Below are 12,386 nucleotides of genomic sequence, written 5' to 3'. Positions count from 1 at the left end.
ATCTTTTATTTGAATGAAAAAAGTTCTCATCATTACATATTATTGGCCTCCGGCCGGTGGACCAGGAGTTCAGCGCTGGCTGAAATTTGTAAAATATTTGAGGGCTTTTGATGTAGAACCAGTGGTTTATATACCCGAAAACCCGAGTTACCCAATAATTGATAAAAGTTTTGAAAAAGAAGTACCGGAAGGGATAAAGATCATCAGGAAAAAGATCTTTGAACCGTATTCCCTTGCGGGAATATTCTCAAAAAAAGATACTGAAACTATCAGCTCTGGAATCATTCAAAAAGAAGAAAGTCAATCTGCCTTGCAAAAGGCGATGCTATATATTAGGGGTAATTATTTTATTCCAGATGCGCGAAAATTCTGGATTAATCCTTCAGTTAAATATTTGAAGGAGGAACTTGATAATGGTGATTACGATGCTATAATAACTACAGGTCCACCACACAGTATTCATCTGATAGGACTACATCTGAAGAATGATCTGAAAATTAATTGGATTGCCGATTTTCGGGATCCCTGGACTCAAATAGGTTATCACGAGAAACTAAAACTTACTGAAAGATCCAGAAAAAAGCACGAAGAGCTAGAAAAAGAGGTGTTGAACTCTGCAGATCATATAATTACGACCAGCTATAGCACCAAGAATGAGTTTCAGTCTAAAACATCCAGGCCGGTAACGATTATCACCAACGGCTTCGACTCAGAATACCAGATAACCGAAACAGAAAGTAAGCGATTTAAAATAGCTCATATTGGTTCTTTATTATCCGGTAGAAACCCCGAAAGCCTCTGGAAAGCTATTCAGGAATTACTGACTGAAAATGATGAATTTCGCCAGTCATTCCAATTAAAACTAGCCGGGAAAGTAAGTGAAGAGGTGTTGAGATCCATAAGTGCTTATGGACTGGAACAATACTTAGAAAATCAGGGATATGTAAATCATCAGAAGGCCATAGAATTGCAGAAAGATGCTTCGGTATTATTATTAATCGAAATCGATTCTGAAGAGACCAGGGGAATTATTCCCGGCAAGCTGTTTGAATATATGGCTGCAAATAAACCAATTCTGGCAATTGGCCCGGAAAATTGGGATGCCGAAAGGATCATTTCAGAAACCGGAACTGGGAGCGTTTATTGTTATGGGGAGATTGAAGATATTAAGAATCATATTCTTGAATTATTCGAGAAATTTCAGGGAAATGAGGAGATGAGCAGTCCTTCTGGTGTTGAACAGTATCATCGAAAAGCCCTGACCGAAAAACTGGCTAACCTTATCAAGAATCTGTAATGGGGGTAATCATTAATCAGTCCATTAAAAATATGGTGACCACCTATATTGGTTTTGGTATAGGGGCGGTTAATACCCTTTTCCTGTTTACTTATTTTCTTGAACAGCAATATTACGGACTAGTAAGTTTCCTGCTTTCCGCAGCAAATCTAATCTGGCCTTTCCTGGTTTTTGGTGTTCATAGTACGCTTATCAAATTTTTCTCCTCTTATAAAACCAGGGGAGATCAGGATAGGTTACTAAACTTCGTTCTCATAATTCCGGCAGTGGCAGGCTTGGTCCTTGGAGTGTTAGGATTATTATTCTATAACTACCTTCTGGATTATTTTAAAGGTGAGAACAGCCTGGTTCAGCCTTATGTATGGCTCATCTTTGTAATTTCTTTGTCAACTGCTTATTTCGAAGTTTTCTTTTCCTGGTCTAAGATCTATTACAAAAGTGCCTTCGGAAATTTAATGAAGGAAGTATTTCATCGCTTTTGTATAAGCGTGCTATTATTCGCCTTCTATTTTAAATGGATCACCGTTGAAACTTTTATATACAGTATTTCGGGAGTATTCGTGCTTAGGACAATTCTAATGGCGATGTATGCATTTTCACTGCACAGGCCTAAGTTTAGTTTAAAGTTTCCTGAAAACCTTTCACCCGTACTTAAATACTCATCTTTAATACTACTTGCGGCTTCAGTAGCAACCGTATTGCTAGATCTTGATAAGGTTATGATCGAGCATTATCTTCCTATTGAAAATGTGGCGATTTACGGTATCGCGGTATACATAGCTACTGTAATTTCTGTTCCTCAAAAAGCCATGCATCAAATTACCAATCCTTTGACGGCAGAAATGTTAAATAATAAAGATAAACCGGCTCTGAAGGATCTCTACGAAAAAAGTTCTTTGAATCTCCTAATTGTAAGCGGGCTCATCTTTGTTTGGATCATTACTAATGTGAATGCACTTTATGAGCTAATTCCAGAACAATATGAAATAAGCATTTTAATTGTACTTTTGATTTCTCTGGTAAAATTATTTGATAATTTTTTAGGGAATAATAATAGTATCCTCTTTAACTCGGATTATTACAGGATTGTTCTCGGGGTAGGGGTGATAATGGCCCTAGTCGCTTTCCTTCTGAACATCTTTTTTATACCCGAATTTGGGATAGAAGGGGCGGCTATAGCAAGTTTTATTGCATTTGGTCTCTATAATTCTTCGAAACTTTTTATAGTTTATAATAAATTCAAAATACATCCCTTCACTTTAAAGTCGCTTTGGACACTTATCCTGATAACTGTATTTAGTATCGGCTTCTTTTTGATTGCATTTCCCTTGAATCCCATTCTCGAAATTGGAATTAAAGGAATATTATCCGGAATTTTATATCTAACGATCATTTATAGGTTTAACTATTCAGATGATATAAACAGAATAATATCCAGGTTCTCAGATAGGTTCTAAACGAGAAAACCCCATCAGCGTGGGTGCTTCAGGGGTTTTCCAACTAACCAACCAAAAAATTAAATTATGAACTTGTCATCTATAATCTATTATTCATATTTCGTGCCGAACTTCTCGTTTTCGAAGAATTTTTTGATCTAACCGAGTTAGACCTTGTATTTCTTGAATTTGAGTCCGTTTTCACGGAGGAACTTCTTTGCCTTGTTGGACGGTCTACCGAACTCTTCCTTTCAGCAGATCTATTACTTTTTTCTATAGTTCTATTGCGAGAAACCTGTCTTTTTTGTTGAACTCTGTTATTCCTTGATTCCTTCATGCGATGATTGGAATTTGAAACATTTCCGGTTCTTTTTACTTCTCTGGATTCACTTCCGTAATTATTTCTCGAATTTCTCTTTTGTTCCGTACCTATATTACTCTGCCTGGTTGAAACCTGTCTTCTTTTTTGGGTATTTTCAAATTTAGGCGACCTTCCTCTAGAATTAGTGCTGCTCTCATTGCGGTCACTATAAACTCTGGACCTGGTATTACTTGTACTTCTCCTGTCGTTTCGATTAGCTTTTATTCTATCTGAATAGGTTTTGTCTCTTGCAACACTTTTCCTGGTAGCAGGTTGATTGAAATCTGATTTGTGATGGTTGTAAGCAACTCGACGTTTGGAATTTGTTTTTCTTCCATGGTTATATGAACTAACTGTCTGGAATGGTCTGTAAAAATTCCTTTTTCTTTTATTGATATAATAATTGTTGTATACCGTAACATATTTATTATAAGACACTCGTCTTGGTTCATAAAATGCTCTATAAGGTCTTCCAAAAACAATACTCACATTAACACCTGGGCGACGGTAATAATCGTGCCATGGTCTATGAACATAGCGCCTGTTGTAATGGTTAATATATCCTGAATAATGCGTCATTCGATGCAAATTGTTGTAGTGGATATGCAAGTTTCCAACCCGAGCAAGACGGCCAAAATTATTGTATCGAAGGAAAATGTTACCTGCCTGGACAATTCTACCATAGTAATCATAGTAAATTGGAACGTTCTCGATCTGGATCACAGCACCATAATCATCATATTGCACGTAAGGATCGTAGTTATATCCAGAATTGTAACTAATATTAACATTCGGAGTTGAAAGCTGGAATGAATTCCCTCTTCTGAAATCTGGATTAAAATAAAAATCGAACTCACCATTAGGATAAACCGCAAACTCAACGCCTCCTTCAACGAAAATGAATGATTCGTTATAATTGTAGTTGTAATTAGTTATTGCTGATTTAGATTTTGAAGCAGCCGATACTGACCAGCCAACAAATAGCAATGCGAAAATAAGCGTCAGGTTTCTCATGGTAGTAATGTATTTAATTAGGAACATTTTCCCTAATAAATACAAAGCACGTGCCAAAGTCCGTAAACATTGACTATTCAGCTTTATAGAAACCTTTTCTTATCCTGTACTTCACTGTTATTTAGTTTGTTATAAAGATCAGGCTAATTTTTCCTGAAGATATTTTGATGTATAAGATTTCTTGTTGCTAGCTAGTTCCTCAGGAGTTCCCTGTCCTACAAGGTAACCCCCTTTTTCACCGCCTTCAGGTCCCAAATCTATTACTTCATCTGCACACTTCACAAGGTCCATATTATGTTCTATCACAATTACTGTATGTCCTTTTGAGATAAGAGCGTTAAAGGATTTTAATAGTTTTTTTATATCATGAAAATGTAGCCCGGTGGTTGGTTCATCAAAAATAAAGAGAGCCTTGGTTTTAGTGTTTCCCTTTACAAGGAAGGATGCCAGTTTAATTCGTTGTGCTTCTCCACCAGAAAGAGTAGAAGAACTCTGACCTAATTGAACATAACCTAAACCAACATCTTTAAGTGGTTTCAGCTTTTTTACGATCTTATCCTGGTCATGTTCTTCAAAGAAATTGGTAGCGTCATCTATGGTCATATTAAGAACATCATCAATGTTTCTATCATGAAAAGTCACCTCCAGCACTTCTTTTTTGAAACGTTTTCCATTACAGGTTTCACATTCCAAGTGGACATCGGCCATGAACTGCATTTCAATAGTCACCTCACCCTCACCTTTACAGGTTTCACATCTACCTCCATCAACATTAAAAGAGAAGTGCTTGGCTTTAAATCCGCGTAATTTAGCTAATCGTTGGCTGGCAAATAAATTCCGAATGTCATCATAAGCTTTTATATAGGTAACAGGATTAGATCTCGAAGATCTTCCTATAGGATTCTGATCCACGAACTCAACGGTTCCAAGTTTTTTGAAATCACCTTCAACCCCGTTGAATTGGCCTGCCTTCTCCCCATAGCCGCCAATTTCTTTTTGAACTGCCGGATAGAGGATCTTTTTCACCAAAGTACTTTTACCGCTTCCGGAAACGCCCGTAATCGCAGTGAAAACTCCTAATTGAAACTCTACGTCGATATTCTTCAAGTTATTTTCTCTGGCGCCAAGAACTTTTATTTTATTCTTTGAAGTTCTCCTTTTATCCGGAACCTCAATCTCCATCTTACCGTTGAGATAACTGGCGGTTAGGGAATCAGATTTTAGAATTTCCTTTAAGGTTCCGGTGGCTACTACATGGCCACCATTTGTTCCGGCTTCCGGGCCAATATCAATAATTTCATCAGCAGCATTCATGATCTCTTCATCATGTTCTACAACAATCACTGTATTACCCAAGTCACGAAGATGTTTCAATACACCTATCAATTTTTCTGTGTCTTTAGGATGTAAACCTATGGAAGGTTCATCTAGAATATACATAGAGCCTACCAAACTACTTCCAAGTGAAGTAGCCAGGTTTATCCTTTGAGATTCTCCTCCGGAAAGAGTATTGGACTTCCTATTAAGAGTTAAATAATCAAGGCCAACATTCGAAAGAAACTCAAGTCGGTTCCTTATCTCAGTTAATAGTCGTTTTGCGATTTTTTCGTCATACTCATTTAATTCAAGATCATCGAAAAAAGATCTTACTTTGTCCAGGGGTTTTCCCACCAGGTCTGTAATGCTATGATCATTGATCTTTACATATTCTGCTTCCGGTCTAAGTCTTTTCCCTTTACAAGCTGAACATTTTGTCTTTCCGCGGTAACGGGATAACATAACCCTATTCTGTATCTTGTATGCCTTACTTTCCAGGAATTCAAAAAACTGGTTGATACCTTCAAAATATTGGTTGCCGTTCCAAACCAGATCCTTCTGTTCATCACTTAGTTCAAAATAAGGTTTATGTATAGGGAAATCGAATTTGTGAGAGTTATTGACCAATTGATCCCTGTACCAGCTCATACTGTCTCCCCGCCAGGGAAATATAGCATTTTCGTAAACCGACAAACCTGTATTTGGTATAACAAGTTCCTCATCGATACCAATCACATCACCGTAACCCTCGCATTTAGGGCAGGCTCCATAAGGATTATTAAAACTGAATAAGTGTACATTTGGTTCCAGGAAGCTCATCCCATCCAGTTCAAACTTATTGCTGAAATGTCTCTGACCGTTATCCGACAATTTTTCAATAAATAATTCTCCCTTTCCTTCAAAAAATGCAGCTTCTATAGCATCTGCCAGCCGATTATAAAAATCTTCTTTGTCTGTGGTAATGATCCGGTCTACAACCAGCCAGGTATTATCATCCTTAGCTTTTTTTAAATCTGTTTCATCAATTCGAACTACAGTATTATCAATTTTGATACGGCTGTATCCCTGTTGAGCAAGAACCTTTATCTTTTTTTCTAAAGACCGGCCTTCTTCAACATGAATAGGGGCCAGAAGCAGAAGTTTCTCTCTTTCCGGAAAGTTTTTTACAAAATTTATGACATCTGTTACCGTATCTTTTTTCACCTCATTACCCGAAATAGGAGAGTAGGTTCTTCCTATTCTGGCAAACAATAGTTTCAGATAATCATATATTTCAGTAGAGGTTCCCACCGTTGAACGGGGGTTTGTAGAATTTACTTTTTGTTCGATTGCAATAGCCGGAGCAATGCCTTTGATGTAATCTACCTTTGGCTTGTTCAACCGTCCAAGAAATTGCCTGGCGTAAGAGCTTAAGCTTTCTACATATCTACGTTGACCTTCTGCATATAAGGTATCAAAAGCCAAGCTTGATTTTCCAGATCCTGAAAGCCCGGTAATCACCACGAGTTTATTTCGTGGAATAATCGCATTAATGTTCTTCAGGTTGTGCAGCTTTGCGCCTTTAATGATTATATTCTTCTTAGGGTCTACTGTTGAAATATCTGTTGTCATGCTTGATTTCTGCTAAAGCCGCAAAGTTACTCATAATGAAGCGGGAAAGAAAGCCCATTAAAAGCTATAGTATTGTTAAAAATTTAAGGTTTTGTTTGCAAATGTCAATTTTATCTCACTATATTTGGTGCATAACCCGAAAATTCTAGTTGCCTATTCAGCACAGTTACTTTTTTTAAACTAAATAACCTAACCTACGGGAATCCCTAATTCCTGTGCATCTAAAGTAACTGTTATGAATAACACTAAGGTAACTGACGCGTCACTTGTACGTAATTATCTTGATGGAAATGAAAACGCACTTGGCGCCCTCATCAATCGTCACCAACACCGTATTTACAGTTTTATTTTTTCTAAGGTCTACAACAGGGATATCGCTGAAGATATCTTCCAGGACACCTTCATCAAAGTGATCCGGACTTTAAAAAGAGGTAAATACAACGAAGAAGGTAAATTTCTTCCCTGGGTCATGCGAATAGCACATAATCTTATAATAGACCATTTCAGAAAGAATAAAAGAATGCCCAAATTCGATAATAGCGGGGATTTTAATATTTTTTCAGTTTTGAGTGATGGTGATCTTAACGCTGAAACCCAGATCATTAAAGACCAGATCGAATCTGATGTTCAGGAGCTTATTAAGGAACTTCCAGAGGATCAACTTGAAGTTTTAACAATGCGTATCTATAAGGATATGAGCTTTAAAGAAATCTCGGAACGCACCGGAGTAAGTATAAATACTGCCCTGGGAAGGATGAGATATGCTCTAATAAACCTCCGGAAGATTATAGAAAAAAGAAATTTAATTTTAACGAATTAGCTTAAACAATATCCCCCCATTTGCTGCGTTATTCTATTATACTAACAAAAATGAAAACCAAATGGGGAAACTCTACTTTAAAAAAACTTCTAAAGAAGAAAAGATTAATCATCTTAAACCGAAAAAGGAGACCATTGACCTTCTTTTGAATTATTCAAAGGCACTTAGTGTGGTTGATTACGAAAAGATGAAGTTTGAAAGGATTTTGAATTAAATTTTAAAAAGACCTGTAAATTAGCCGCAGGTCTTTTTTTATTTCTTTTTCTTCAAATATTCATTGATTACTGATTTTCTTCCAATAGTTTTAGTAATTACATCCTTATCCAGATCCCATCCTCTCGCAGGCGAATATTGCCTTCCGTACCAGATAATTTGAAGGTGAAGTTTATTCCATAGATCTTCAGGAAATAATCTTTTCGCATCTTTTTCCGTTTGTTTTACGTTTTTACCATTGCTGAAATTCCAACGATACATAAGTCTATGTATATGTGTATCTACAGGAAAGGCAGGAATGTTAAAAGCCTGTGAAATCACAACACTCGCAGTTTTATGTCCTACAGCCGGCAATTCCTCTAATGCTTCCAGATCGGCGGGAACCTCTCCATTGTATTTTTCTATTAAGATCTTTGATAAACCATGTATCCCCTTTGATTTCATAGGTGAAAGTCCTACCGGTTTTATTATTTCCCTAATTTCCTCTACCGATAATTTTACCATTTTGAATGGGTCATCTGCAATTTCAAAAAGTTTTGGGGTTATCTGGTTAACCTTCACATCTGTACTTTGGGCTGAAAGAAGAACTGCTATTAATAGCGTATACGGATCTTTATGATCCAGCGGGATTTGTATTTCCGGGTAAATATCATTTAACGTTTCAATAACGAACTGTACCTTTTCCTGTTTGGTCATAAAGTTTTAATTTAGGGCAAAAGTAATAATTATGACAACATTGAAAGAAGGGGATAAGGCTCCCGATTTTAAAGCTGAAGACCAGGATGGAAATGAAATAAGTTTATCGGATTATAAAGGAAAAAAACTGGTTCTTTTTTTCTACCCAAAAGCCAGTACACCTGGATGTACTGCTGAAGCTTGTAATCTAAGTGATAATTATGAGGTTCTGAATGAGAAAGGTTATGAAATTTTAGGAGTAAGCGCAGATTCTAAAAAGAGGCAGCAAAACTTTAAAAATAAATATGATTTCAAATATCCATTACTTGCTGATGAAGATAAAGAAGTCATAAATGCATATGGTGTGTGGGGCCCAAAAAAATTCATGGGTAAGGAATATGATGGAATTCACAGAACAACATTTTTAATTGATGAAAATGGAAAAATTGAAGCGGTGATCAAAAAGGTAAAGACTAAAGCCCACGCAGAACAAATACTGGAAGATTAAATTCAGTTATAATAAAAAGAAAAAGGACGGGTTAATTACTCGTCCTTTTTTATATATACCTTTTGAATTGTTGCAATACTGTCGCAATTTTCTATTTCAAGTTCTAAGACATGTTCTTCAGATCCACCAGAAATGAAATAAATATTACAGGGTTCAGCTTCTGTATTACTCTTATTAAAATCAACATCTCCATCTTTTAGGATTTTTGAAACAGTAGCCGTATCAATTTTATTCGATTCGAAGAATTGCATAGAGCTATTAGAAAAAATTCGCTCTTTGATCCTGATGTTTTTTAATACCCTGGCATTCGGCGAATAATCACAGGAGGTTTTTTTTCCTCCCAGGAAGAAAATTAAAATTACAATTCCGAAAAAAAGACCTACACCATAATATGCAAGTCGATGAATAAGCTTCATTATTTAAAATATCAATAGGTTTATATCACGGTAGGAAAGGTTAAACCAGTCGGCTATAGATTTGCTGGTTAAAATTCCGTGGTAAAAGTACAAACCACTGCGCAAACCTTTATCGAATCTTAAAGTATTTTCAAGGCCACCTTCCTCACCAATATGTAAAAGGTAGGGGGTGAATATGTTACTAATAGAAAGCGAAGAGGTTCGTGCGTATCGTGAGGGAATATTAGGGACGCAATAATGAATTACGTTATGTTTTGTAAAAATTGGTTCGTCATGAGAAGTGATCTCGCTGGTTTCTACACAACCACCCATATCTATGCTTACATCAATTATTACGGCGCCACGTTTCATAGTTTGCACCATATTTTCTGTAACCAGGATAGGGGAACGATCTTTTCCACGAACAGCACCAATCACTACATCGGCGCGTTTTAATGCTTTGGTTAGGTTTTTTGGTTGAATAGTGCTGGTGTAAAAAGTTTTTCCCAGGCTGGCTTGAATATTCCTTAATTTGGTTAGTGAACTGTCGAAAACCTTAACGCTGGCACCAAGTCCTATGGCAGATCTAGTCGCGAATTCACCAACTGTTCCTGCTCCAATAATTACTACTTCTACGGGAGGCACACCACTTATGTTCCCGAACATCAATCCGTTTCCTTTGGCGTGATTGCTCATGATTTCAGAAGAGATCAATACTGATGCTGTTCCTGCAATCTCACTTAGTGCACGTACAATAGGGTAGCTACCATCATCATCTTTAATAAATTCAAAACCAAGAGCAGTGACTCTTTTCTCCGCTAGTTTTTGAAAGTATTCTTTGCACTGGGTTTTTATCTGTAATGCAGAAATAAGTATCGTCTGCGGATTAATATATTTTAACTCATCTATAGATGGTGGTTCAATCTTTAAAATGATAGGACAGGAAAATACTTTTTTGGTGTCTTTGGTAATTTCGGCACCGGCATCAGAATAGTCCTTATCGCTAAAACGAGCCCATTTACCCGCGCCAGATTCTATCATAACCCTGTGGCCATGAGCGGTGATTGCGGCAACTGCGTCTGGACTTAGGCAAATTCTTTTTTCCTGGTAAGCTGTTTCTTTAGGGATTCCAATGAATAGTTGCCCTTTAGGTTTGTAGATCTCAAGGGTTTCTTCCTGTGGTATTAGTTGATCCTTGGTAAAAGGTGAAACCTGCTGTTTTCCCATGTAAGTAAGTTAAAGCAGTTAAATTACAACTAATATTATAAAATCAAGAATAATGGATTATAGTTTACGATAGTAGTCTTCTACCAAAAGGTTGGATTGATCAATTTCATCAAAATCATCTTCCTCCTGAAAGCTTTTAACTTCTTTCATGTCTTTATCTGAAATAGATGAAAAGACAGAAATTTCAGTTTCTTCTAGTTCTGACAGATCGATCCCATAAATCCTATCAAAAATTTTAACTCTGACAAGGTAGACTATGGAGAGAATTATAATGAAAAATGGAGCCATTATCACTAAGTCTCCACTGTCCATGGCAATTACATCCAAATAAACATCTTCATAAAATACAGACACTAGCTGATATCCGTACATCACTAAAGGCACAAGAATGACGTGATACCACCAGTGTTTACAGGTGAAAAACCAAATTAGAAGTAAAATTAAGGGAACTATTTTACTAGAATAAGTCCAGGCAGCTGTGAGAACATCTTCATAATATTTACTCTCATAAGTAAATAAAGAAGTTTCCCAAATGCGTCCATTTGGGAAAATCTCATATATATAAAATAAATAAGGTGAAAAAGCAATTATAATTGCAAGTATACTACCCGTTAGTAGGAACTTTGATGAGCCTTCTGTCGACAGCTTGTTTTTTGATATCATCTTTAAGTGTATCGTTATCTGTAGTTGAAGTTACAAAAAAACTTGCTCCAAATATTGCTGCTGCGAAAAGTACTGCTTTAAGTTTCATAATTATAGGTTTTTAAGATTTGTTGTTTCGTTTTGTTTTCTGAGACAAACATATAACAACTTAAAATCCTGTCAGTTAAAACATTAGTTGTACCTTTGCGCCCTTTTTTGAGCAAAAAAAATCGCTATTTTTCGTATTTCAAACTTTAAATATGTTAGGTTAAATTTATTTATAAATCGTTCAATGAATTATTTTCTTAAAAATGGCTTAATAATTCAATTGTAAAAGTAAAAAAAATCTTACAACCTTGTTTTGTTAGCTTTTTTCCTTCAATTTAATTTTATTAACAAAACTTTAACTTTCTCGTATTTTCAGATTCTACCTTCAAAACCAATTTTTGGGTGTTTTCCCCTAGCAAATTTTCAATTTTCTCTGGCCATTCTATTAAATTCCAATTTCCTGAATCCAGGTAATCTTCTATACCCATATCCAAAGCCTCTGTCTCATCCTCGATCCTGTAAAAATCGAAATGAAAAACAGAACCTTCCTCTGATTCGTAATGGTTTACCAATGAAAATGTAGGACTGGAAGCTGTTTCGTGCACTCCCAGAGCTTTAACTAACTCTCTGATAAGAGTGGTTTTTCCAGCTCCCATATCGCCATAAAAAAGCAAGGTTTTGCTTTTAGCATTACTTAGAATGTAATTTACAGCAACATCCAGGTCTTGAAGTTGGTAGGTTAACTCCATAATTTAAAATAATCAGATTCGGGATTGTAAATATATGTAAAATTTAATTACACCCCCACACTTTACTGATAAT

Annotated in this window: 13 protein-coding genes; 5 read left to right on the top strand and 8 right to left on the bottom strand. The window is 36.2% G+C overall.

Going from position 1 to position 12,386, the window contains the following annotated elements; all coding sequences use genetic code 11:
• The first annotated feature begins 13 nt into the window (after positions 1-13).
• Positions 14-1,297 (top strand): glycosyltransferase family 4 protein, encoded by a 1,284-nt coding sequence (locus tag ML462_RS08750; RefSeq protein ID WP_240713426.1) that lies wholly within the window; start codon positions 14-16, stop codon positions 1,295-1,297.
• Positions 1,297-2,754 (top strand): MATE family efflux transporter, encoded by a 1,458-nt coding sequence (locus ML462_RS08745; RefSeq protein WP_240713425.1) that lies wholly within the window; start codon positions 1,297-1,299, stop codon positions 2,752-2,754. Before ML462_RS08750 ends, ML462_RS08745 begins: the two co-directional genes overlap by 1 nt.
• Positions 2,755-2,833: 79 nt before the next feature.
• On the opposite strand, the gene ML462_RS08740 is transcribed toward ML462_RS08745, so the two are convergent.
• Both ML462_RS08740 and uvrA read right to left on the bottom strand, forming a co-directional pair.
• On the bottom strand, positions 2,834-4,108 hold the full coding sequence (locus ML462_RS08740; protein ID WP_240713424.1) for a dentin matrix protein 1 family protein: 1,275 nt from the start codon (positions 4,106-4,108) through the stop codon (positions 2,834-2,836).
• A 138-nt stretch (positions 4,109-4,246) separates the two neighbouring features.
• On the bottom strand, positions 4,247-7,036 hold the full coding sequence (gene uvrA, locus ML462_RS08735; protein WP_240713423.1) for an excinuclease ABC subunit UvrA: 2,790 nt from the start codon (positions 7,034-7,036) through the stop codon (positions 4,247-4,249).
• Between the two features lie 235 nt (positions 7,037-7,271).
• Here uvrA and ML462_RS08730 point away from each other — a divergent pair, with 235 nt between their 5' ends.
• Together ML462_RS08730 and ML462_RS08725 are read left to right on the top strand one after the other, a co-directional pair.
• Positions 7,272-7,856 (top strand): RNA polymerase sigma factor, encoded by a 585-nt coding sequence (locus tag ML462_RS08730; RefSeq protein ID WP_240713422.1) that lies wholly within the window; start codon positions 7,272-7,274, stop codon positions 7,854-7,856.
• Positions 7,857-7,917: 61 nt separating this feature from the next.
• Complete coding sequence (locus tag ML462_RS08725) at positions 7,918-8,070, top strand: hypothetical protein (protein WP_240713421.1); 153 nt, start codon at positions 7,918-7,920, stop codon at positions 8,068-8,070.
• Between the two features lie 38 nt (positions 8,071-8,108).
• Here the strand turns inward: ML462_RS08725 and nth are convergent, their stop codons facing one another.
• A complete protein-coding gene (nth, locus tag ML462_RS08720) occupies positions 8,109-8,765 on the bottom strand; it encodes an endonuclease III (RefSeq protein WP_240713420.1) in 657 nt (218 codons plus the stop codon).
• Between the two features lie 31 nt (positions 8,766-8,796).
• On the opposite strand from nth, the gene bcp reads away from it, so the two are divergent.
• Complete coding sequence (gene bcp, locus ML462_RS08715; RefSeq protein WP_240713419.1) at positions 8,797-9,252, top strand: thioredoxin-dependent thiol peroxidase; 456 nt, start codon at positions 8,797-8,799, stop codon at positions 9,250-9,252.
• A 35-nt stretch (positions 9,253-9,287) separates the two neighbouring features.
• Here the strand turns inward: bcp and ML462_RS08710 are convergent, their stop codons facing one another.
• From ML462_RS08710 to tsaE, 5 genes are all read right to left on the bottom strand, one after another.
• Positions 9,288-9,668: a hypothetical protein gene (locus ML462_RS08710; protein WP_240713418.1), complete on the bottom strand. Its 381-nt coding sequence runs from the start codon at positions 9,666-9,668 to the stop codon at positions 9,288-9,290.
• A gap of 3 nt (positions 9,669-9,671) precedes the next feature.
• Entirely contained in the window at positions 9,672-10,874 is a 1,203-nt protein-coding gene (locus tag ML462_RS08705) for an alanine dehydrogenase (RefSeq protein ID WP_240713417.1), read from the bottom strand.
• A 57-nt stretch (positions 10,875-10,931) separates the two neighbouring features.
• Positions 10,932-11,246: a hypothetical protein gene (locus tag ML462_RS08700; protein WP_240713416.1), complete on the bottom strand. Its 315-nt coding sequence runs from the start codon at positions 11,244-11,246 to the stop codon at positions 10,932-10,934.
• Between the two features lie 232 nt (positions 11,247-11,478).
• Positions 11,479-11,625, bottom strand: coding sequence for a hypothetical protein (locus ML462_RS08695; protein WP_240713415.1), 147 nt, complete (start codon positions 11,623-11,625; stop codon positions 11,479-11,481).
• Between the two features lie 283 nt (positions 11,626-11,908).
• Positions 11,909-12,313: a tRNA (adenosine(37)-N6)-threonylcarbamoyltransferase complex ATPase subunit type 1 TsaE gene (tsaE, locus tag ML462_RS08690; RefSeq protein ID WP_240713414.1), complete on the bottom strand. Its 405-nt coding sequence runs from the start codon at positions 12,311-12,313 to the stop codon at positions 11,909-11,911.
• Positions 12,314-12,386 lie beyond the last annotated feature (73 nt).

It is taken from the genome of Christiangramia lutea, from assembly GCF_022489035.1.
In the GTDB taxonomy this organism is placed as follows: Bacteria; Bacteroidota; Bacteroidia; order Flavobacteriales; family Flavobacteriaceae; genus Christiangramia; species Christiangramia lutea.
The sequence above is the reverse complement of the archived record's forward strand: the minus strand, read 5'-3'. Positions and strand labels throughout refer to the sequence as shown.